The organism is Pseudomonas sp. BN414 (genome assembly GCF_029871275.1).
GTDB classification, from domain to species: Bacteria; Pseudomonadota; Gammaproteobacteria; order Pseudomonadales; family Pseudomonadaceae; genus Metapseudomonas; species Metapseudomonas resinovorans_C.
Genome location: NZ_SSOL01000079.1, coordinates 353,202 through 375,940 on the forward strand (window position 1 = coordinate 353,202; position 22,739 = coordinate 375,940).

Sequence of the window (22,739 nt, forward strand, 5' to 3'; positions counted from 1 at the left end):
AGGGGAAGCGCAGCCTTGTTTCGCGGAGCTAACGCCATCAGTCTCGACGCCAAAGGGCGACTCGCGATGCCAAGTCGGTATCGAGACGAGCTCGTTTCGCGTTGTGGTGGGCAGCTCATCGTCACAATCGACGCCGTCGATCCCTGTTTGACTGTCTACCCCCTGCCTGAATGGGAACTCATCGAAGCCAAGCTGAGAGAGCTGCCCTCCCTGCGCGAGGAAACTCGCCGCCTGCAACGCCTGTTGATCGGTAATGCCGTGGACCTGGAGCTGGATAGCGCCGGGCGCTTTCTGGTTCCTCCGCGCCTGCGCGAGTACGCCGGATTGGACAAGCGGGCCATGCTGGTCGGCCAACTGAACAAATTTCAACTGTGGGATGAGGATGCCTGGACTGCGATTTCCGAGGCCGACCTCATGGCAATCAAACAACCTGGCGGTCTGCCGGACGAACTACGTGACCTGATCCTGTGAGCGCAACCAGCACCTTCCGCCATATCACCGTACTGCTCGAAGAGGCAGTGGAAGGCCTCGCCCTGCGCGCAGACGGCTGCTACCTCGATGGCACGTTCGGGCGCGGAGGGCATAGCCGGCTCATCCTGGAGCGGCTTGGGCCTGGAGGTCGCTTGCTGGGGTTCGACAAAGACCCGCAAGCGATTGCGACGGGGCAAGCTCTGGCGGCCGATGACGGCCGCTTTGTCATTGTGCAAAGGAGCTTTGCCGAGCTCGGCGACGAAGTGCGCACGCGCTCGCTTGCCGGGCAGGTTGACGGCGTTCTGCTGGACCTTGGCGTGTCTTCCCCGCAGCTTGACGATCCGGAGCGTGGTTTCAGCTTCCTGAACGATGGCCCGCTGGATATGCGCATGAACCCTGATCGCGGCCAAAGCGCTGCACAGTGGATTGCCAGTGCCAGCGAGGACGAAATCGCCCGTGTCTTCAAGGACTATGGCGAAGAGCGATTCGCCAAGCGTATGGCGCGTGCCGTCGTGCAGCGCCGTACCGAGAAGCCTTTCGAGCGTACCGCCGACCTGGCAGCTGTGCTGACTGTCGCCAATCCGGCGTGGGAGAAAGGCAAGAATCCCGCTACCCGCGCCTTCCAGGGCATTCGTATTCACGTCAACAATGAGCTCGGCGACCTGGAGCAGGGACTGGATGCTGCGCTCGAAGCGCTCACTGTCGGTGGTCGCCTGGTGGTGATCAGCTTCCATTCCCTGGAAGACCGCATCGTCAAACAGTTCATGCGCAAGCACGCCAAGGGCGAGGCAGACAAGCTTCCCCGCGACCTGCCTGTCCGCCTGGCTACCTTCGAGCCGCGCCTGAAACTGCTCGGCAAGCCGCAGTACGCCTCCGACGAAGAACTCAAGGCAAATCCGCGCTCGCGCAGCGCCGTCATGCGTGTAGCGGAGAAGCTGCGATGAGCCGCCTCTACGCCAAACCCCTTCCCGGCGGCAGCCTGTTCATGCTGCTGCTGTTCGTCGGCGTGCTGTTCTCCGCAATCGCGGTGTCCTACAGCGCCCATTGGAATCGCAAGCTGCTCAACGAGCTGTATGCGGAACTCAGCGTACGCGACAAGGCACAGGCCGAGTGGGGGCGCCTGGTACTCGAGCAAAGCACCTGGACTGCGCATAACCGCATTGAATCCCTGGCCAGCGAACAGCTGAAGATGCGCATCCCCGATCCGGCAGAAGTACGGATGGTGGCGCAATGATGAAGCTGGAAGGCGCACTCTACCCCTGGCGTTTCCGGGTGGTGCTGGGTCTTCTCGCCATCATGGTCGGCGCGATTTCCTGGCGCATCGTCGACCTGCATGTGATCGACCATGACTTCCTCAAAGCTCATGGTGATGCGCGCAGCGTTCGGCACATCCCGATTCCCGCCCACCGCGGCCTGATCACCGACCGCAACGGGGAGCCGCTGGCCGTAAGTACCCCGGTCACTACCCTCTGGACCAATCCGAAGGACCTCATGGCGCTGCGCGACGAATGGCCGCGCATCGCTCAGTCCCTCGGGCAGGACCCGAAAGCGTTTGCCCAGCGTATCGAGCAGAACGCCAATCGCGAGTTCATGTACCTGGTGCGTGGCCTGACGCCGGAACAGGGGCAGGCCATCATGGCCAACAAGGCTCCTGGCGTGTATGGCATCGAGGAATTCCGCCGCTTCTATCCGGCCGGTGAAGTGACCGCGCATGTGGTGGGCTTTACCGACGTCGATGACCGTGGTCGCGAAGGCGTCGAGCTGTCGTTCGACGAGTGGCTGGCCGGTGTGCCGGGCAAGCGCCAGGTTCTCAAGGATCGCCGTGGTCGCCTGATCAAGGACGTCCAGGTCGCTCGCAACGCAAAACCCGGCAAGACTCTCGCCCTGTCCATCGATCTGCGCCTGCAGTACCTCGCCCATCGGGAGCTGCGCAACGCCCTGGTGGAGAACGGTGCCAAGGCGGGCAGCCTCGTGATCGTCGATGTGAAGACGGGCGAAGTGCTGGCGATGGCCAACCAGCCCACCTACAACCCGAACAACCGCCGCAACCTGCAACCTGCGGCGATGCGTAACCGCGCGATGATCGACGTGTTCGAGCCGGGCTCGACCGTGAAGCCGATTTCCATGTCCGCTGCCCTGCAGTCCGGCCGCTGGAAGCCCGAGGACAAGGTCGAGGTCTACCCCGGTTCGCTGCAGATCGGCCGCTACACCATCAAGGACGTATCCAAGACCGAGGGCCCGATCCTCGACCTGACCGGCATCTTGATCAACTCCAGTAACGTCGGCATGAGCAAGATCGCCTTCGACATTGGCGGCGAGGCCATTTACGACACCATGCGCAAACTGGGCATGGGCCAGGACACCGGCCTCGGCTTTCCCGGCGAGCGCGTAGGCAACCTGCCCAACCATCGCGAGTGGCGCAAGGCGGAGACCGCGACCCTGTCTTATGGCTACGGCCTCTCGACCACGGCGATCCAACTGGTCCATGCATACGCGACGCTGGCCAACAATGGCATTGCCGTGCCGTTGTCCATGACTCGAGTGGACAGCATTCCCGACGGTGCACAGGTAATCCCCGCCGATGTGGCCAAAACGATGCAGGGCATGCTGCAACAAGTGGTCGAAGCACCGCGCGGCGTGTTCCGCGCCCAGGTGCCCGGTTACCACGTGTCCGGCAAGAGTGGTACGGCGCGTAAAGCCAGCGTAGGAACCAAGGGCTACACCCAGAACGCCTATCGCTCGCTCTTCGCAGGCTTCGGTCCTTCCACCAATCCGCGTATCGCGATGGTGGTGGTGATCGACGAGCCCAGCAAGGCGGGCTACTTCGGCGGCCTGGTTTCGGCCCCGGTATTTGGCAAGGTCATGGCGGGTGCGTTGCGTCTGATGAACATCGCGCCGGACAACCTGCCCACCGAGGAACAACAGACCGCAAATGCGGCCACCGGCAAAGGAGGGCGGATCTGATGCCCATGCCACTGAACCAGTTACTGTCCCAGGCGCAAAGCGCCACGTTGATTCGCGAACTGACCCTGGATAGCCGCAAGGTACGTCCGGGGGATCTGTTCCTGGCTATTCCCGGCGCCCAGTACGATGGCCGCGCCCATATTGCTGATGCTGTCGCTCGCGGTGCCGTCGCCGTCGCCTATGAGGCCGCCGGTGCCGAGGTGCCTGAAGTTGCCGGTGCGGAGCTTATTCCTGTCAAAGGCCTGGCCAACCAGCTTTCGGCCATTGCTGGACGCTTTTATGGCGAACCTAGCCGTGCACTGCGGCTGGTCGGCGTCACCGGGACCAACGGCAAGACCAGTGTCAGCCAGCTGCTGGCACAGGCGCTCGACCAGTTGGGCGAGCGCTGCGGCATTGTCGGCACCCTGGGCACCGGTTTTTACGGCGAGCTGGAAAGCGGCCGCCATACCACGCCTGACCCGCTTGCCGTGCAGGCCACGCTGGCCAATCTGAAACAGGCCGGCGCGCGCGCCGTGGCCATGGAAGTTTCGTCCCACGGTTTGGAACAGGGGCGTGTAGCCGCACTGGATTTCGACGTGGCAGCGTTCACCAACCTGTCCCGTGACCACCTGGACTACCACGGCTCGATGGAGGCCTACGCGGCCGCCAAGTCCAAGCTGTTCAGCTGGCCCAACCTGCGGGCCCGGGTGATCAACCTGGACGACGCGTTGGGACGCAAACTGGCAGCGGAACAGCATGAGTCGCGGTTGTTCAGCTATAGCCTGGAAGACCCGAGCGCCTTCATTTATTGCCGCGAAGCCCACTTCGACGATCACGGCGTCCGCGCCCAGCTGGTTACCCATCAAGGCGAAGGCCTGCTGCGCAGCCCGTTGCTGGGTCGCTTCAACCTGAGCAACCTGTTGGCCGTGGTGGGCGCCCTGCTTGCCATGGATTACCCGCTGGTGGATGTGCTCGGCGTCCTGCCGTCGTTGCAAGGCCCCGTCGGGCGGATGCAGCGACTTGGCGGCGGCGAGAAGCCGTTGGTAGTCGTGGACTACGCACATACTCCGGATGCCCTGGAAAAGGTCCTGCAAGCCCTGCGTCCCCATGTTCGCGGAAGCCTGCTCTGCCTGTTTGGCTGTGGCGGTGATCGTGATCGTGGCAAGCGCCCGATCATGGCGGCCGTCGCCGAGCAGCTGGCCGACCGGGTTCTGGTGACCGACGACAACCCGCGCACTGAAGACCCTGCTCAGATTTTCGCCGACATTCGTCCCGGCTTCACTGCCGTGGACAAGGTCGAGTTCGTCGCTGGCCGTGGTCTGGCGATTGCCCGGTTGATCGGCACTGCTGGTGTGGACGATGTCGTCCTGCTGGCCGGCAAAGGCCATGAGGATTACCAGGAGATCGCTGGCGTACGTCATTCCTTCTCCGATCTCGATGAAGCCGCCAAGGCGCTGGATGCCTGGGAGGTGCCCCATGCTTAAACCTTTCCAGCTGTCTGAACTGCTTGGGCCGTTGCAGGCGGAATTGATCGGTGCGGACGTGGCGTTCAGCGGCGTCTCCAGTGATAGCCGCAAGATTGAAGCCGGGCAGTTGTTCATCGCGCTGGTCGGCCCGCGTTTCGACGGCCATGACTATCTTGCCGATGTAGCCGCCCTGGGCGCCGTCGCAGCCCTTGTCCAGCGCAAGGTGGCGGATGCGCCGATCCCGCAACTCCTGGTCGCCGACACCCGCGAAGGACTCGGTCGCCTGGGCGCCTACAATCGCGACGGTTTCACCGGTCGCGTGGCAGCGGTGACGGGCTCCAGCGGCAAGACCACGGTCAAGGAGATGCTTGCCAGTATCCTGCGCACCCAGGGTTCCGTGCTGGCCACCCGAGGCAACCTGAACAACGATCTTGGCGTGCCCCTGACCCTGCTGGAGCTTGGTTCCGAGCACGACAGCGCGGTGATCGAGCTGGGCGCGTCGCGTGTCGGAGAAATCCTCTACACCGTGGGCCTGACCCGGCCACAGGTGGCGATCCTCAACAACGCCGGTACTGCCCATGTGGGCGAGTTCGGTGGTCCGGAACGAATCGTCGAGGCCAAGGGCGAGATTCTCGAGGGCCTGCCGGCTGATGGTGTGGCGATCCTCAATCGCGATGACCGCGCCTTTGCGATCTGGCACAAGCGTGCAGCCGGTCGCAAGGTGCTGAGCTTTGCCCTGGCTGACGCCGGGGCGGACCTGCGAGCCGAAAACATTACCCGTGATGCCCGTGGATGCATGGCCTTCAGCCTTCGTGGCGTAGCCGGCGAGGCGGACATCCAGCTCAACCTGTTGGGGACGCACAACGTCGCCAACGCACTGGCCGCCGCCGCCGCTGCGCACGCCCTTGGTGTGCCGCTGGTCGGGATCAAGGCCGGCCTGGAAAACCTGCAGCCTGTCAAAGGCCGCGCCGTAGCGCAGCTCGCCACCAGCGGCATGCGCGTAATCGACGACAGCTACAACGCCAACCCCGCGTCGATGCTGGCCGCCGTTGATATACTCGCCGGCTTTTCCGGTCGCACCGTCCTGGTGCTCGGAGATATGGGCGAGCTTGGCGACTGGGCCGAACAAGGGCATCGCGAAGTTGGCGAATATGCTCGCGGCAAGGTCAGTTCCCTGTACGCCGTTGGCCCGCTGATGGCGCACGCCGTCACTGCCTTCGGTTCCCAGGGGCGCCACTTCGCCGACCAGGCCAGCCTGATCCAGGCGCTGGTCAGCGAGCAGGATGCAAACACCACAATTCTGATCAAAGGCTCCCGCAGTGCGGCGATGGACAAAGTCGTCGCGGCATTCTGCGGGACGGGGGAGGCTCACTAATCATGCTGCTGCTGCTCGCTGAGTACCTGCAACAGTTCTATAAAGGGTTCGGCGTATTCCAGTACCTGACCCTGCGCGGGATTCTCGGCGTCCTGACAGCGCTGTCGCTGTCGCTTTGGCTCGGTCCCTGGATGATCCGCACCCTGCAGATCCGCCAGATCGGCCAGGCCGTACGTAACGACGGCCCGCAATCGCACCTGTCGAAATCCGGCACGCCGACCATGGGTGGCGCGCTGATCCTGACCGCCATCGCCATCAGCACGCTGCTGTGGGCGGACCTGTCCAATCGTTATGTCTGGGTGGTGCTGGCCGTGACCCTGGCGTTCGGCGCCATTGGCTGGGTGGATGACTACCGCAAGGTGATCGAGAAAAACTCCCGCGGCCTGCCGAGCCGCTGGAAGTATTTCTGGCAATCCGTGTTTGGCATCGCCGCTGCAATCTTCCTTTATATGACCGCGAGCACTCCGGCCGAGACCACGCTGATCCTGCCGCTGGTGAAGAACATCGAGATTCCGCTGGGCATTGGCTTCGTGGTGCTGACCTACTTCGTGATCGTCGGCTCCAGCAACGCGGTGAACCTGACTGACGGCCTCGACGGCCTGGCGATCATGCCCACCGTGATGGTCGGCGGCGCGCTGGGGATCTTCTGCTACCTGTCGGGCAACATCAAATTCGCCGACTACCTGCTGATCCCTTACGTACCGGGCGCGGGCGAGCTGATCGTGTTCTGCGCCGCCCTGGTGGGTGCCGGCCTCGGCTTCCTCTGGTTCAACACCTACCCCGCCCAGGTCTTCATGGGTGACGTGGGCGCTCTCGCCCTGGGCGCGGCGCTGGGCACCATCGCCGTGATCGTGCGCCAGGAAGTGGTGCTGTTCATCATGGGTGGCGTGTTCGTGATGGAGACGCTCTCGGTGATGATCCAGGTCGCCTCGTTCAAGCTGACCGGTCGTCGTGTATTCCGCATGGCCCCTATCCATCACCACTTCGAGCTGAAAGGCTGGCCCGAACCCCGGGTCATCGTACGGTTCTGGATCATCACCGTGATCCTGGTCCTGGTGGGCCTTGCCACCCTGAAACTGAGGTAACCGAGAGTGACGTTGATCGCTTCCGACCAGTTCCGCATCGTTGTCGGCCTCGGCAAGAGCGGCATGTCCCTGGTGCGCTTCCTGGCGCGCCAGGGCGTTCCGTTTGCCGTGGCCGATACCCGTGCGAACCCGCCGGAACTGGCGACGCTGCAGAGTCAGTTCCCGCAGGTGGAAGTGCGTTGTGGCGAGCTCGATCCGGACTTCCTCAGTCGCGCCAGCGAGCTTTACGTGAGCCCGGGTCTTGCCCTGGCAACTCCGGCGCTGCAGGAAGCCGCGAGCCGCGGCACCAAGCTGTCCGGTGATATCGAACTGTTCACGCGCAATGCCAAGGCGCCGATCGTTGCCATCACCGGTTCGAACGCGAAGAGCACTGTCACCACCCTGGTGGGTGACATGGCAGCGGCTGCCGGCAAGCGCGTCGCTGTCGGCGGCAACCTCGGCACACCGGCCCTGGACCTGCTGAATGATGACGTTGAGCTTTACGTGCTCGAACTGTCCAGTTTCCAGCTGGAAACCACTGACCGGCTGAATGCCGAGGTGGCGACGGTGCTCAACGTCAGCGAAGACCACATGGACCGCTACGCCGACATGCAGGCCTATCACCTGGCCAAGCACCGCATCTTCCGCGGCGCGCGTCAGGTCGTGGTCAATCGTGGGGATGCCTTGTCGCGGCCGCTGGTAGCCGACCAGCTGCCTTGCTGGACGTTCGGCCTGAACAAGCCCGACTTCAAGTCCTTCGGCTTGATCGAGGAAGACGGCGAGAAGTACCTGGCCTATCAGTTCGACAAGCTGATGTCGGTGCGCGAGCTGAAGGTTCGTGGCGCTCACAACCAGTCCAACGCCCTGGCTGCGTTGGCGCTGGGTCACGCGGTGGGATTGCCGTTCGAACCCATGCTGGAGACCCTGAAGACCTTCCCCGGACTGGCTCACCGTTGCCAATGGGTACGCGAGCTGCGTGGCGTGTCCTACTACGACGACTCCAAGGCTACCAACGTCGGGGCGGCCCTGGCGGCAATCGAAGGGCTCGGTGCCGACATCGGCGGCAAGCTGGTGCTGATCGCCGGTGGCGATGGCAAGGGCGCCGACTTCTCCGGTCTCAAGGCTCCCGTAGCACGCTTCTGCCGCGCCGTCGTGCTGTTGGGACGTGACGCCGAGCTGATCGCCGAAGCCTTGGGCGATGCCGTGCCGCTGGTGCGGGTCAAGACCCTGGAAGAGGCGGTACAACGCTGCGCCGAACTGGCCGAGGCCGGCGATGCGGTGTTGCTGTCGCCGGCATGCGCCAGCCTGGACATGTTCAAGAATTTCGAAGAACGCGGGCGCCTCTTCGCCCAGGCCGCGGAGGGACTTTCCTGATGCTGGCCCGTCTGCTCGCCGCCCCATCGCCGCTGCGCAGCCGCCGCGGAATCGACATCGACTTCCCGCTGCTGGCCGGCTGTCTGTCGCTGCTGGGCCTGGGCCTGGTGATGATCACCTCGGCTTCGTCGGAAGTGGCTGCGGCGCAGTCCGGCAATCCGCTGTACCACATGATCCGCCACCTGATTTACCTGGCGATCGGTCTTGGCGCGGCGCTGGTCACCCTGCAGATTCCCATGGCCTTCTGGCAGCGCCACGGCGCGCGGCTGATGCTCGCGGCCATCATCCTGTTGGTGCTGGTACTGCTGCCGGGCATCGGCCGCGAAATCAACGGTGCCAAGCGCTGGATCGGCTTCGGTCTGTTCAACCTGCAACCGTCCGAGCTGGCCAAACTGTTCACCGTGATGTTCATCGCCGGCTACATGGTGCGGCGCCAGGATGAAGTTCGCGAGAAGCTGACCGGCTTCATCAAACCCATGCTGGTGCTGGGCCCGATCGCCGTACTGCTGCTGGCCGAGCCGGACTTCGGAGCCACTGTGGTGCTGGTGGGTTCCTGCATCGCGATGCTCTTCCTGGGCGGTATCAACCTGGTTCGCTTCATACCCCTGGCAGGCGCGGTACTGGCTGCCGGCGTCCTGGTCATGACCAGCCAGAGTTACCGGATGCAGCGTCTGACCAACTTCGTGGACCCCTGGGCCGATCAGTACGGCGCCGGCTACCAGCTGAGCCAGGCGTTGATCGCTTTCGGTCGCGGCGAATGGTTTGGCGTAGGTCTGGGCAACAGCATCCAGAAGCAGTTCTACCTGCCTGAGGCCCATACCGACTTCGTGTTCGCCGTGCTCGCCGAAGAACTCGGAATGCTGGGCGCACTGGCAACCGTCGGCCTGTTCGTCTTCGTCAGCGTCCGAGCCCTCTACATCGGTCTTTGGGCCGAGAAGGCGCGCCAGTATTTCTCCGCCTACGTCGCCTACGGCCTCGCTTTCCTCTGGATCGGCCAGGTGTTGATCAACATCGGCGTGAACGTCGGTCTGCTGCCGACCAAGGGCCTGACCCTGCCGTTCCTCAGCTATGGCGGCAGCTCGCTGGTGATCTGCTGCGTGAGCCTGGCCTTGTTACTGCGTATCGAATGGGAGCGGCGTACCCAGTTGGGCAATGAAGAAGTGGAATTCGTCGAAAGCGATTTCTTCGACGAGGAGGTACGCCCATGAGCGGCAACGTGCTGATCATGGCCGGCGGCACCGGCGGTCACGTATTCCCGGCCTTGGCCTGCGCTCGTGAGTTCCAGGCGCGCGGCTTCAAGGTGCATTGGCTCGGTACGCCGAAGGGGATCGAGAACGAGTTGGTACCCCAGGCGGGTCTGCCACTGCACCTCATTCAGGTGAGCGGCCTGCGCGGCAAGGGGCTGAAGTCGCTGCTCAAGGCACCCTTCGAATTGCTCAAGTCGCTGTTCCAGGCACGTCGAATCGTGCGTGAACTGAAGCCCGTCTGCGTATTGGGCATGGGCGGCTATGTCACCGGTCCCGGTGGACTGGCCGCACGACTGTCCGGTGTGCCGCTGATCATCCACGAGCAGAACGCCGTGGCGGGTACCGCCAATCGCAGCCTGGCGCCTCTTGCCAGCCGCGTTTGCGAGGCCTTCCCCGATACCTTCGGACAAAGCGACAAACGGCGCACCACCGGCAACCCGGTGCGCGAGGAGCTGTTCCTGGAAACACCGCGTGATGCCCTGGCAGGACGCAAGCCGCGCCTGCTGGTGCTGGGCGGCAGTCTGGGCGCCGAACCGTTGAACAAATTGCTGCCGGAAGCGCTGGCGAAGGTCCCTGCTGACCTGCGTCCGGAAGTGTTCCACCAGGCGGGTCGCAAGCATGACGAGATCACCGCGGAGCGTTATCGCGAAGCCGCGGTCGAAGCGGAGGTCGCACCCTTCATCAAGGACATGGCACGTGCCTATGCCTGGGCCGACCTGGTCATCTGCCGTGCAGGTGCCCTGACCGTGAGCGAATTGGCCGCTGCCGGGCTGCCGTCGTTCCTGGTACCGCTGCCCCATGCGATCGACGACCACCAGTCGCGCAATGCCGAATATCTGGCGAAGGAGGGCGCAGCTGTCCTTCTTCCGCAACATTCCACTGACGCGGCCAAGCTTGCCGCTCAGCTGACCGAGGTTCTGATGCAGCCCGAAAAACTCAAGGCCATGGGCACTACCGCCCGCCGTCTGGCCAAACCCGCCGCCACCCGCACCGTGGTCGAGATCTGCCTGGAGGTGGCCCATGGTTGAGAGCCAGAAAGCCATGCCCCAGCCGGAAATGCGCCGCATCCGCCGGATCCATTTCGTCGGTATCGGCGGCGTGGGCATGTGCGGGATCGCTGAAGTGCTGCTGAACCTGGGCTATCGCGTGTCCGGTTCCGACCTCAAGACCTCGGCGGTTACCGAGCGTCTGGAGAAGTTTGGTGCCCAGATCTTCATCGGCCACCGCGCCGAGAACGCTGAACACGCCGATGTTCTGGTGGTGTCCAGCGCCGTGAACAAATCCAACCCCGAGGTCGCGGTTGCCCTGGAGCGCCGTATCCCGGTGGTACCGCGCGCCGAAATGCTGGCCGAACTGATGCGTTACCGTCACGGCATCGCCGTCGCCGGTACCCACGGCAAGACCACCACCACCAGCCTGATCGCTTCGGTGTTCGCTGCCGGTGGCCTTGATCCGACCTTCGTCATCGGCGGTCGTCTGAACGCTGCCGGCACCAACGCCCAGCTTGGCACCAGTCGCTACCTGGTAGCCGAGGCGGACGAGAGCGATGCCAGCTTCCTGCACCTGCAGCCGATGGTGGCCGTGGTCACTAACATCGACGCGGACCACATGAGCACCTACGAAGGGGACTTCAACAAGCTGAAGAAGACCTTCGTGGAGTTCCTCCACAACCTGCCGTTCTACGGGCTGGCCGTGCTTTGCGTGGATGACCCGGTAGTACGCGAAATCCTGCCCCAGGTCGCACGTCCCACCGTGACCTACGGCTTCGCCGAAGACGCCGACGTACGCGCCATCAATGTTCGCCAGGAAGGCATGCGTACCTGGTTCACCGTCCTGCGCAAGGACCGCGAGCCGCTGGATGTCTCGGTGAACATGCCGGGTAACCACAACGTCCTGAACTCCCTCGCGACCATTGCCATTGCCACCGACGAAGGCATCAGCGACGAAGCCATCGTCCAGGGCCTTTCCGGCTTCCAGGGCGTGGGTCGACGCTTCCAGGTCTACGGCGAGCTGGAAATCGAAGGCGGCAGCGTGATGCTGGTGGACGACTACGGCCACCATCCCCGCGAAGTGGCTGCGGTGGTCAAGGCTGTTCGCGGTGGTTGGCCGGAGCGTCGCCTGGTGATGGTCTACCAGCCCCACCGTTATAGCCGCACCCGCGATCTCTACGACGATTTCGTGCAGGTGCTCGGCGAGGCCAACGTACTGCTGCTGATGGAGGTCTACCCGGCCGGCGAAGAGCCGATCCCCGGTGCTGACAGCCGCCAGCTCTGCCACAGCATCCGTCAGCGCGGCCAACTGGACCCGATCTACATCGAGCGCGGCGTCGACCTGGCGCCCCTGGTCAAGCCGCTGCTGCGTCCCGGCGACATCCTGCTCTGCCAGGGTGCCGGCGACATCGGCGCGTTGGCCCCGCAACTGATCCAGAACCCGCTGTTTGGTGGCCAGTCTGACGACACCACCAAGAGGAAGTCGAAATGAGCGCGCAATTGAAACCCACCCTCGAACCGGCTGCGTTTGGCCGGGTCGCCGTGCTCTACGGTGGCAAGAGCGCTGAGCGCGAAGTGTCGTTGAAATCCGGCGCCATGGTGCTGCAGGCCCTGCAGGCTGCTGGCGTGGACGCCTTCGGCATCGACGTGGGCGATGACCTGCTGCAGCGACTGCTGGCCGAGAAGATCGACCGCGCCTTCATCATCCTCCACGGCCGTGGCGGCGAAGACGGCAGCATGCAGGGCCTGTTGGAGTGCCTGGGCATTCCCTATACCGGCAGCGGCATCCTTGCCTCGGCCCTGGCGATGGACAAGCTCCGCACCAAGCAGCTGTGGATCAGCCTGGGTCTGCCGACCCCGCGCCACGCCGTTCTCGCCAGCGAGCAGGACTGCCGCCAGGCCGCAGAAGAACTGGGCTTCCCGCTGATCGTCAAACCAGCCCACGAAGGCTCCAGCATCGGCATGGCGAAGGTCGAGAACGTCGAGGCGCTCATCGAAGCCTGGCGCGCGGCTGGAACCTATGACCCGCAGGTCCTGGTGGAGCAGTGGATCCACGGTCCGGAGTTCACTATCGCCTGGCTGCGCGGCGACGTACTTCCGCCCATCCGCCTTGGCACCCCGCACACCTTCTACGACTACGACGCCAAGTACCTGGCCAGTGACACCCGCTACCAGATCCCCTGTGGCCTGGATGCGGAAAAGGAAGAGGAGCTGAAGCAGCTCACCGCGCGCGCTTGCGAGACCCTCGGTATCCAGGGTTGGGCTCGCGCCGACGTGATGCAGGACGCCGAAGGGCGCTTCTGGCTCCTCGAAGTCAACACCGCACCGGGCATGACTGATCACAGCCTGGTGCCCATGGCCGCACGCGCCGCGGGCCTGGATTTCCAGCAACTTGTGCTGGCAATCCTGACCGACAGCGTCGAGGCAAGGGGCTGATCCCATGCGTAACGCCACTATCCGCCGCCAGGAACCTGTTATCGGTCGCGCCGCTCCTTTGCGCAAGCCGATGCCGCGTGGCGCCAGTCGGATGGTGGCCAAGGAGCCGCTGACCCAGCGTCTGCCCAAGCCCAGCTTCGGTTTCCTGCGCAAGCTGATGTGGCCGGTGATGCTGGCGGTGCTCGGTTTCGGCGCCTACGAAGCGGCCCAGCGCCTGCTTCCTTATGCCGACCGGCCCATCGCCAAGGTCAATGTGCAGGGCGATCTGAGTTACATCAGCCAGCAGGCGGTGCAGCAACGGATCGCGCCTTACATCGCTGCGAGCTTCTTCAGCATCGACCTGGCCGGCATGCGCCGCGAGCTGGAGCAGATGCCGTGGATCGCCCACGCAGAGGTACGCCGTGTGTGGCCGGACCAGGTAATGGTCCGGCTGGAAGAGCAATTGCCCATCGCTCGTTGGGGCGACGAGGCACTCCTGAACAACCAGGGCCAGGCTTTCGCTCCGCGCGAACTGGCCCACTACGAACAGCTGCCGCAGCTCTGGGGCCCACAACGGGCACAGGAGCAGGTGATGCAGCAATACCAGATGCTCAGCCAGATGTTGCGCCCGCTCGGCTTTTCCATAGTCCGGCTGGAGCTGCGTGAACGCGGTAGCTGGTTCCTGTCCACTGGACAGGGTGTCGAATTACTACTGGGGCGGGACCACCTGGTAGAGAAAATGCGGCGATTCATCTCGATCTACGAGAAAACGCTGAAGGACCAGATTGCGAACATCGAGCGCGTCGACCTGCGATACCCCAACGGCCTGGCTGTGGCCTGGCGGGCGCAAGTCGAGGCCCCCGCGGCGACCACGGTCGCCGTGCAGTGAATTAGAGAGAAGGTTAGAACCATGGGAAGCGTACAGAGCGGCAAGATGATCGTCGGCCTGGACATCGGCACCTCCAAGGTGGTGGCGCTGGTGGGCGAGGTCGCAGCTGACGGCCAACTGGAAATCGTCGGTATCGGCACTCATCCGTCGCGCGGCCTGAAAAAGGGCGTGGTGGTCAACATCGAGTCCACCGTTCAATCCATCCAGCGTGCGGTGGAAGAGGCCCAGTTGATGGCGGGCTGCCGCATCCACTCGGCATTCGTCGGCATTGCCGGCAACCACATCCGCAGCCTGAACTCCCACGGCATCGTGGCGATTCGCGACCGCGAAGTGAGCGGTGCCGACATCGAGCGTGTGCTGGACGCGGCGCAGGCGGTGGCCATCCCAGCCGATCAGCGTGTGCTGCACACCCTGGCCCAGGATTACGTGATCGATAACCAGGAAGGCGTACGCGAGCCGCTGGGCATGTCCGGTGTGCGTCTGGAAGCCAAGGTGCACGTGGTGACCTGCGCGGTGAATGCGGCGCAGAACATCGAGAAGTGCGTGCGCCGCTGCGGTCTCGAAGTCGACGACATCATCCTCGAGCAACTGGCCTCGGCCTACTCGGTCATCACCGATGACGAGAAGGAACTGGGCGTTTGCCTGGTGGATATCGGCGGCGGCACCACCGACATCGCGATCTTCACCGAGGGTGCCATCCGCCACACCGCGGTGATCCCGATCGCCGGCGACCAGGTGACCAACGACATCGCCATGGCCCTGCGTACGCCGACCCAGTACGCCGAAGAGATCAAGATTCGCTACGCCTGCGCCCTGGCCAAGCTGGCCGGCGCCGGAGAGACCATCAAGGTGCCCAGCGTCGGCGACCGTCCGCCGCGCGAGCTGTCACGCCAGGCCCTGGCCGAGGTGGTCGAGCCGCGTTACGACGAGCTCTTCACCCTGATTCAGGCCGAGCTGCGCCGCAGCGGCTACGAGGACCTGATTCCGGCGGGCATCGTCCTCACCGGTGGCACCGCCAAGATGGAAGGTGCAGTTGAACTGGCCGAAGAGATTTTCCACATGCCGGTACGCCTCGGCGTCCCGCATAGCGTCAAGGGGCTCGCGGATGTCGTGCGCAACCCCATCTATTCCACGGGCGTGGGCCTGCTGATGTACGGGTTGCGCAAGCAGTCCGACGGCATGCCCGTCTCCACTGGCAGCTACGGCTATGCCGAAGAGGCCAAGGCTCCTGTACTGGAGCGGCTCAAGCGCTGGGTTCAGGGCAATTTTTAACGCGGTACGCAGTAGGCGAAAAACTAAAAAAGGAAGGAGAGGGGAAATGTTCGAACTCGTAGATAACGTTCCGCAAACAGCGGTTATCAAGGTTATCGGCGTTGGTGGCGGCGGTGGCAACGCCGTTAACCACATGTCGAAAAGCAACATCGAAGGCGTCGAGTTCATCTGCGCCAACACCGATGCCCAAGCGCTGAAAAACATCGGTGCGCGCACCGTGCTGCAACTCGGCCCGGGCGTGACCAAGGGCCTGGGTGCCGGTGCCAACCCGGAAGTCGGCCGTCAGGCTGCCATCGAAGACCGTGAGCGCATTGCCGAAGTGCTGCAGGGCGCCGACATGGTCTTCATCACCACCGGCATGGGCGGCGGTACCGGTACCGGTGCTGCGCCGGTCATTGCTGAAGTGGCCAAGGACATGGGCATCCTCACCGTTGCGGTGGTGACCCGTCCGTTCCCGTTCGAAGGTCGCAAGCGCATGCAGATCGCCGACGAGGGCATTCGCTCCCTGGCGGAAAGCGTCGACTCGCTGATCACCATTCCCAACGAAAAGCTGCTGACCATCCTCGGCAAGGACGCCAGCCTGCTGGCCGCTTTCGCCAAGGCGGACGACGTGCTCGCCGGCGCGGTGCGCGGCATCTCCGACATCATCAAGCGTCCCGGCATGATCAACGTCGACTTCGCCGACGTTAAGACCGTCATGGGCGAGATGGGCATGGCAATGATGGGCACTGGCTGCGCCAGCGGTCCGAATCGCGCTCGCGAAGCGACCGAAGCGGCTATCCGCAACCCGCTGCTGGACGACGTGAACCTGCAGGGCGCCCGCGGCATCCTGGTGAACATCACCGCCGGTCCGGACCTGTCCCTGGGCGAGTACTCCGACGTGGGTAACATCATCGAGCAGTTCGCCTCCGAGCACGCCACCGTCAAGGTGGGTACCGTGATCGATCCGGACATGCGCGACGAGCTGCACGTAACCGTAGTGGCCACTGGCCTGGGTGCGCGCATCGAGAAGCCGGTCAAGGTCGTCGACAACACCGTTCAGGCAGCCGCTGTGGCCACCACCACCGTCGCCGCTCGTCCGGAGCAGCCGTCCGTCAACTACCGCGATCTGGATCGTCCGACCGTGATGCGCAACCAGGCTCACGCCGGCGCGGCCACCGCGGCCAAGCTCAACACTCAGGATGACCTGGATTACCTGGACATCCCGGCGTTCCTGCGTCGCCAGGCCGATTGATGATTTGTATCAGGAGCATTAGGGTGATTGGTGTTCAGCAAAGGGCGGTTCTGCTATTATCGCCGCCCATTGTTGAAAACAGTTCGCAACTTGCGCACAAGCGGCCAATGCCATGATCAGACAACGCACTCTCAAGAACATTATCCGTGCCACTGGCGTGGGGCTGCATTCCGGGGAAAAGGTCTACCTGACCCTCAAGCCCGCTCCTGTGGACACTGGCATAGTGTTCCGCCGTACCGACCTCGATCCCGTGGTGGATATTCCTGCACGCGCAGAGAATGTCGGTGAGACCACCATGTCGACCACACTGATCAACGGTGAGGTCAAGGTGGACACCGTGGAGCACCTGCTTTCGGCCATGGCAGGCCTGGGCATCGACAACGCCTACGTCGAACTCTCCGCGTCGGAAGTGCCGATCATGGACGGCAGCGCTGGTCCCTTCGTCTTCCTGATTCAATCCGCCGGCCTGCAGGAGCAGGAAGCGCCGAAGAAGTTCATCCGTATCCTGCGCGAAGTGACCGTGGAGGAGGGCGACAAGCGCGCCACCTTCGTTCCCTTCGATGGTTTCAAGGTGAGCTTCGAGATCGATTTCGATCACCCGGTATTCCGCAACCGCACCCAAAGTGCGAGCGTGGATTTCTCCAGCACCTCGTTCGTCAAGGAGGTCAGCCGCGCGCGGACCTTCGGCTTCATGCGCGACATCGAGTTCCTGCGTTCTCAGAACCTGGCACTCGGCGGCAGCGTGGAGAACGCCATCGTGGTAGACGAGAACCAGGTGCTCAACGAAGACGGCCTGCGTTACGAGGACGAGTTCGTCAAGCACAAGATTCTCGATGCGATCGGTGACCTCTACCTGCTCGGAAACAGCCTGATCGGCGAATTCCGTGGCTTCAAGTCGGGCCACGCGCTGAACAACCGCTTGCTGCGCCAGCTCATCGAGCAGAAGGACGCCTGGGAAGTGGTGACCTTCGAGGATGCCAGGACTGCACCTATCTCTTATATGCGACCGGTAGCAGCCGTTTAAGCAATACCCTCTTTCCTGACTTCAAAGGCCACCTTCGGGTGGCCTTTTTTTATCTTCGTTATTCCGAAGTGTCTTTCGGCTTGCCGTGGCGCGCCAGGCGCTCCAGCGCTTCGCGCAGGCGTGGGTCGGTGACGGTTTCCGCGGTGGCTTGCAGGCTTTCCGCAGCAGTGGAAGACAAGCGGCCCTCGGTCGCCGGTGCGCTGCTCGGCGTGAAGCTCGGTTGGACCTTGAAAACGATCCGCTCCAGGCCTGCAAATGCTTCGAATCCCTTCAGTTGTCGCAGCAGTCGGGTTTGCTGATAGCGCAGACGCGTGGCCCAGTGGCCGTCGGTGACGATCAGCAACAGGCGCCCTTCGCGCCACGCGGCCACATGGCAGTGATCACGGGCGGCGGGCTGCAACTGGCTGGCCAGCAATTGCTGCAGTTGCTCGATGCGCTGGGCTTCGTTGAACAAAGCCCGCAGAGGTTTTTGCTCACGCAGCAGTTCGGCAGGGGAGCGGGCGGGCAAAGGGCGAAACGCCATGATGAGCTGCTTGAATGAAGGGAGGTGCGCCCATATTAACAGAGGGTGACCTTGGCCTCGGCGTTCATGCGCGGTTCGGCTGTCCTGGCAGTCAACTCGCCTGTGCATTCGCAGTGGGCCCCTGGCCAGGGACAATGGAAGCCCTCCTACGGCGACCGGGAAGTGCTCCCGCTTTCCTCAGCAAGGAATCCGGGTAGAATGCCCCCTTCGCAAGCAGCCATGGCGGCTGCGCGGGCGACTACAGGCCGCCCTCCATCTCAATGTGTGGAAGATCCTCTCTATATGTTTGCGCCATTGTTGAAGAAACTCTTTGGAAGCAAGAACGAACGCGAAGTGAAGCGCATGGCCAAGGCTGTGCAGGCTATCAACGCGTTCGAAGAGCAGATGGTGGCCCTGTCCGATGACCAGCTGCGTGCCAAGACCGAAGAGTTCAAGGCGCGCCTGGCCAAGGGTGAGACCCTTGACCAGTTGTTGCCGGAAGCCTTCGCCGTGGCGCGTGAGGCCGGCAAGCGCGTCATGGGCATGCGCCACTTCGACGTCCAGCTGATCGGCGGCATGACCCTGCATGAAGGCAAGATCGCCGAGATGCGTACCGGTGAGGGCAAGACCCTGGTAGGGACCCTGGCCGTGTACCTGAACGCGCTGTCCGGCAAAGGCGTGCACGTGGTCACCGTGAACGACTACCTGGCCCGCCGCGATGCCAACTGGATGCGTCCGCTGTATGAATTCCTCGGCCTCTCCGTGGGTGTCGTCACGCCCTTCCAGCCGCCGGAAGAGAAGCGCGCTGCCTACGGCTCCGACATCACCTACGGCACCAACAACGAGTTCGGTTTCGACTACCTGCGCGACAACATGGCGTTCAGCATGGACGACAAGTTCCAGCGCGAGCTGAATTTCTCCGTGATCGACGAAGTGGACTCCATCCTCATCGACGAAGCGCGCACCCCGCTGATCATCTCCGGCCAGGCCGAAGACAGCTCCAAACTCTACATTCAGATCAACAAGCTGATCCCGCGCCTCAAGCAGCACATCGAAGAGGTTGAGGGGCAGGTCACCCAGGAAGGCCACTACTCGGTCGACGAGAAGACCCGTCAGGTCGAACTCAACGAGATGGGTCACCAGTTCATCGAGGAAATGCTCACCCAGGCCGGTCTGCTGGCCGAGGGCGAGAGCCTGTACTCGGCGCACAACCTCAGCCTGCTGACCCACGTCTATGCCGGACTGCGCGCCCACACGCTGTTCCACCGCAACATCGAATACATCGTGCAGAACGACCAGGTCCTGCTGATCGACGAGCACACTGGCCGTACCATGCCGGGCCGTCGCCTGTCCGAGGGCCTGCACCAGGCCATCGAAGCCAAGGAAAACCTGCCGATCCAGGCGGAGAGCCAGACCCTGGCTTCTACCACCTTCCAGAACTACTTCCGCCTCTACAAGAAGCTGTCCGGCATGACCGGTACCGCCGACACCGAGGCCTTCGAGTTCCGCCAGATCTACGGCCTGGACGTGATCGTCATCCCGACTCACCGCCCTGTTGCCCGTAAGGACTTCAACGACCTCGTCTACCTGACCCAGGAAGAGAAGTTCAGCGCCATCATCACCGACATCAAGGACTGCCAGGCCAGCGGCCGTCCCGTGCTGGTGGGTACCGCTTCGATCGAGAGCTCCGAGTACGTCTCCCAGCTGCTGATCAAGGGTGGTATCGAGCACAAGGTGCTCAACGCCAAGTACCACGAGAAGGAAGCCGAGATCATTGCCCAGGCAGGCCGCCCGGGCGCCGTGACCATCGCCACCAACATGGCCGGTCGTGGTACTGACATCCTCCTCGGCGGCAACTGGGAAGCTGAAGTCGCCGCCCTGGAAGCCCCGACGGACGAGCAGGTTTCGCAGATCAAGGCTGAATGGCAGAAGCGTCACCAGCAGGTGATCGAAGCTGGCGGCCTGCACGTGGTCGCGTCCGAGCGCCACGAATCCCGTCGTATCGACAACCAGTTGCGTGGCCGCGCCGGTCGCCAGGGTGACCCGGGTTCCAGCCGTTTCTACCTGTCGCTGGAAGACAACCTGATGCGCATCTTCGCCTCTGACCGGGTGAAGAACTTCATGAAGGCCCTCGGCATGCAGTCCGGCGAGGCCATCGAGCACCGCATGGTGACCAACGCCATCGAGAAGGCCCAGCGCAAGGTCGAAGGCCGCAACTTCGACATCCGCAAACAGCTCCTCGAATACGACGACGTGGCCAACGAGCAGCGCAAGGTGATCTACCACATGCGCAACAGCCTGCTGGCCGCCGAGGACATTGGCGACACCATCAAGGAATTCCGCGACGAGGTGCTCAGCAGCACCATCGACGCCCACATTCCGCCGCAGTCGATGCCGGAACAGTGGGACATTTCCGGTCTGGAAGCCGCGCTGTACAGCGATTTCGGCCTCAAGCTGCCGATTCAGCAGTGGCTCGACGAAGACGACAAACTGTACGAAGAGACCCTTCGCGAGAAGATCCTCGAGCAATTGCTGGGGGCCTACAACGAGAAGGAAGAGCTCGCCGGCGCCGAAGCCCTGCGTGCCTTCGAGAAGCAGATGCTGCTGCGCGTGCTGGACGACCTGTGGAAAGACCACCTGTCCACCATGGACCACCTGCGCCACGGCATCCACCTGCGCGGTTACGCGCAGAAGAACCCGAAGCAGGAGTACAAGCGCGAGTCCTTCACCCTGTTCCAGGACCTGCTCGACTCCATCAAGCGCGACACCATCCGCGTCCTCTCCCATGTTCAGGTCCGTCGCGAGGATCCGGCCGAGGAAGAGGCGCGCCTGCGCCGCGAAGCCGAAGAAATGGCCCGCCGCATGCAGTTCCAGCACGCCGCTGCACCGAGCATCGACGAGCCGGAACTGGCGGACGAGCAAGGTGATGTGGCCGTTGCTACCGCTGCCGCGCCGGTGCGTACCGAGCCCAAGGTGGGTCGTAACGAACCCTGCCCCTGTGGCTCCGGCAAGAAATACAAGCACTGCCACGGTCAAATCGACTAAGGCACTGCTGTAGTTACAACGCCGCGACCGGCCCTGCCGCTCGCGGCGTTTTTCCTGATATCCCTGGCCGCCTGCGCCGCCCGCAGCCGGTCACCCGCTGACAAAGGAGCGCTTCCCATGGCTGTTGGTCTTGGCCCTCTGCCTACGCTGCACCCGGTACCCGGTTTCGAACTCGGCATCGCCTCTGCCGGCATCAAGCGCCCCGGCCGCAAGGACGTGGTAGTGATGCGTTGCGCCGAGGGTTCGACCATCGCCGGCGTGACCACCACCAACGCATTCTGCGCCGCCCCGGTACTGGTTACCCGTGAGCGTCTGGATGGCGAAGTTCGCTATCTGCTGACCAATACCGGCAACGCCAACGCCGGTACCGGCCCGGACGGTCTGGTCCGTGCCCGTCGCTCCTGCGCCAAGCTGGCCGAGCTGGCTGGCGTCAGCGAAGACGTCGTGCTGCCGTTCTCCACGGGCGTGATTGGCGAGCCGCTGCCGGTCGAGAAGATCGAAGGCGCACTGGAAGCCGCATTGGCCGACCTCAAGGTGGACAACTGGGCCCAGGCCGCCGAAGGCATCATGACCACCGACACCCAGCCCAAGGGTGCCAGCCGCCAGTTCGAGCACGATGGCGTGACCGTTACCATCACCGGCATCAGCAAGGGCGCCGGCATGATCCGTCCGAACATGGCCACCATGCTCGGCTACATCGCCACCGACGCCAAGGTTACCCGCGATGTGCTGCATGCCCTGGTGCGCGATGCCGCGAACAAGTCGTTCAACCGCATCACCATCGACGGCGACACCTCCACCAACGACTGCTGCATGCTGATTGCCACCGGCCAGGCCGCACTGCCGGAAATCACTGCTGCCAGCGGCGAGCTGTTCGCCAAGCTCAAGCAGGCAGTATTCGACGTCTTCATGGAAATCGCCCAGGCCATCGTGCGCGACGGCGAAGGCGCGACCAAGTTCGTCACCGTGCAGGTCAATGGTGGTGGCAATCACCAGGAATGCCTCGACGTGGCCTACGCCGTGGCCCATTCGCCGCTGATCAAGACCGCGCTGTTCGCATCCGACCCGAACTGGGGCCGCATCCTCGCGGCAGTGGGCTACGCCGGCGTGCCGAACCTGGACGTGAGCAAGATCGACGTGTTCCTCGGCGAAGTCTGCATCGCCAGCCAGGGTGGCCGTGCCGCCACCTACACCGAGGCGCAGGGCGCGGCGGTGATGGCCCGCGAGGAAATCACCATCCGTATCGAGCTCGGCCGTGGCGATTGCAGTGAGACCATCTGGACCACTGACCTGTCTCACGAATATGTGAAAATCAACGCCGAGTACCGCACCTGATATTCCTTCCACGATCAGCTGTCCGGCAGTTGATCGTGAAGGCGTTCCAGGCATTCCCGATTTTCATCCCCCGATGAAAATCGGGAATTTGCCA

Annotated in this window: 19 protein-coding genes; 18 read left to right on the forward strand and 1 reads right to left on the reverse strand. The window is 63.4% G+C overall.

Annotated elements, in window-relative coordinates:
- The first annotated feature begins 15 nt into the window (after window positions 1–15).
- The 16 genes from mraZ (at window position 16) to lpxC (ending at window position 17,763) form a co-directional block, all read left to right on the forward strand.
- Window positions 16–471, forward strand: coding sequence for a division/cell wall cluster transcriptional repressor MraZ (gene mraZ / locus E8E95_RS29490; RefSeq protein WP_280355902.1), 456 nt, complete (start codon window positions 16–18; stop codon window positions 469–471).
- Entirely contained in the window at window positions 468–1,415 is a 948-nt protein-coding gene (rsmH, locus tag E8E95_RS29495) for a 16S rRNA (cytosine(1402)-N(4))-methyltransferase RsmH (RefSeq protein ID WP_280355904.1), read from the forward strand. The genes mraZ and rsmH overlap by 4 nt, the downstream gene beginning before the upstream one ends.
- Complete coding sequence (gene ftsL, locus E8E95_RS29500) at window positions 1,412–1,705, forward strand: cell division protein FtsL (protein ID WP_280355906.1); 294 nt, start codon at window positions 1,412–1,414, stop codon at window positions 1,703–1,705. The genes rsmH and ftsL overlap by 4 nt, the downstream gene beginning before the upstream one ends.
- Window positions 1,705–3,435, forward strand: a complete 1,731-nt coding sequence (locus E8E95_RS29505) for a penicillin-binding transpeptidase domain-containing protein (protein WP_280356196.1) — start codon at window positions 1,705–1,707, stop codon at window positions 3,433–3,435. Before ftsL ends, E8E95_RS29505 begins: the two co-directional genes overlap by 1 nt.
- On the forward strand, window positions 3,435–4,898 hold the full coding sequence (gene murE, locus E8E95_RS29510) for a UDP-N-acetylmuramoyl-L-alanyl-D-glutamate--2,6-diaminopimelate ligase (RefSeq protein ID WP_280355908.1): 1,464 nt from the start codon (window positions 3,435–3,437) through the stop codon (window positions 4,896–4,898). The genes E8E95_RS29505 and murE overlap by 1 nt, the downstream gene beginning before the upstream one ends.
- Entirely contained in the window at window positions 4,891–6,255 is a 1,365-nt protein-coding gene (gene murF, locus E8E95_RS29515; protein ID WP_280355909.1) for a UDP-N-acetylmuramoyl-tripeptide--D-alanyl-D-alanine ligase, read from the forward strand. Before murE ends, murF begins: the two co-directional genes overlap by 8 nt.
- A 2-nt stretch (window positions 6,256–6,257) precedes the next feature.
- The gene (mraY, locus tag E8E95_RS29520; RefSeq protein WP_280355911.1) at window positions 6,258–7,340 is read left to right on the forward strand and encodes a phospho-N-acetylmuramoyl-pentapeptide-transferase; all 1,083 of its coding nucleotides are present in this window, start codon (window positions 6,258–6,260) and stop codon (window positions 7,338–7,340) included.
- Between the two features lie 6 nt (window positions 7,341–7,346).
- A complete protein-coding gene (murD, locus tag E8E95_RS29525; protein ID WP_280355913.1) occupies window positions 7,347–8,693 on the forward strand; it encodes a UDP-N-acetylmuramoyl-L-alanine--D-glutamate ligase in 1,347 nt (448 codons plus the stop codon).
- On the forward strand, window positions 8,693–9,901 hold the full coding sequence (ftsW, locus tag E8E95_RS29530) for a putative lipid II flippase FtsW (RefSeq protein ID WP_179061749.1): 1,209 nt from the start codon (window positions 8,693–8,695) through the stop codon (window positions 9,899–9,901). Before murD ends, ftsW begins: the two co-directional genes overlap by 1 nt.
- The gene (gene murG / locus E8E95_RS29535) at window positions 9,898–10,968 is read left to right on the forward strand and encodes an undecaprenyldiphospho-muramoylpentapeptide beta-N-acetylglucosaminyltransferase (protein ID WP_280355915.1); all 1,071 of its coding nucleotides are present in this window, start codon (window positions 9,898–9,900) and stop codon (window positions 10,966–10,968) included. Before ftsW ends, murG begins: the two co-directional genes overlap by 4 nt.
- Window positions 10,961–12,421, forward strand: coding sequence for a UDP-N-acetylmuramate--L-alanine ligase (murC, locus tag E8E95_RS29540; protein ID WP_280355916.1), 1,461 nt, complete (start codon window positions 10,961–10,963; stop codon window positions 12,419–12,421). The genes murG and murC overlap by 8 nt, the downstream gene beginning before the upstream one ends.
- On the forward strand, window positions 12,418–13,365 hold the full coding sequence (locus tag E8E95_RS29545) for a D-alanine--D-alanine ligase (RefSeq protein ID WP_280355918.1): 948 nt from the start codon (window positions 12,418–12,420) through the stop codon (window positions 13,363–13,365). The genes murC and E8E95_RS29545 overlap by 4 nt, the downstream gene beginning before the upstream one ends.
- A gap of 4 nt (window positions 13,366–13,369) precedes the next feature.
- Window positions 13,370–14,233 carry a cell division protein FtsQ/DivIB gene (locus E8E95_RS29550; protein ID WP_280355921.1) on the forward strand — a complete coding sequence of 288 codons (864 nt, stop codon included), beginning with the start codon at window positions 13,370–13,372 and terminating at the stop codon, window positions 14,231–14,233.
- 21 nt (window positions 14,234–14,254) lie between these two features.
- A complete protein-coding gene (ftsA, locus tag E8E95_RS29555) occupies window positions 14,255–15,505 on the forward strand; it encodes a cell division protein FtsA (RefSeq protein ID WP_179061744.1) in 1,251 nt (416 codons plus the stop codon).
- A 46-nt stretch (window positions 15,506–15,551) separates the two neighbouring features.
- Window positions 15,552–16,739, forward strand: a complete 1,188-nt coding sequence (gene ftsZ / locus E8E95_RS29560; RefSeq protein ID WP_280355924.1) for a cell division protein FtsZ — start codon at window positions 15,552–15,554, stop codon at window positions 16,737–16,739.
- Window positions 16,740–16,851: 112 nt separating this feature from the next.
- Window positions 16,852–17,763, forward strand: a complete 912-nt coding sequence (gene lpxC / locus E8E95_RS29565; RefSeq protein ID WP_077526468.1) for a UDP-3-O-acyl-N-acetylglucosamine deacetylase — start codon at window positions 16,852–16,854, stop codon at window positions 17,761–17,763.
- Window positions 17,764–17,821: 58 nt separating this feature from the next.
- Here lpxC and E8E95_RS29570 read toward each other — a convergent pair whose 3' ends face one another.
- Window positions 17,822–18,286, reverse strand: a complete 465-nt coding sequence (locus tag E8E95_RS29570; protein ID WP_280355926.1) for a DUF721 domain-containing protein — start codon at window positions 18,284–18,286, stop codon at window positions 17,822–17,824.
- Window positions 18,287–18,568: 282 nt separating this feature from the next.
- On the opposite strand from E8E95_RS29570, the gene secA reads away from it, so the two are divergent.
- On the forward strand, window positions 18,569–21,310 hold the full coding sequence (secA, locus tag E8E95_RS29575) for a preprotein translocase subunit SecA (protein WP_280355928.1): 2,742 nt from the start codon (window positions 18,569–18,571) through the stop codon (window positions 21,308–21,310).
- Between the two features lie 117 nt (window positions 21,311–21,427).
- Entirely contained in the window at window positions 21,428–22,645 is a 1,218-nt protein-coding gene (gene argJ, locus E8E95_RS29580) for a bifunctional glutamate N-acetyltransferase/amino-acid acetyltransferase ArgJ (protein WP_280355929.1), read from the forward strand.
- Window positions 22,646–22,739 lie beyond the last annotated feature (94 nt).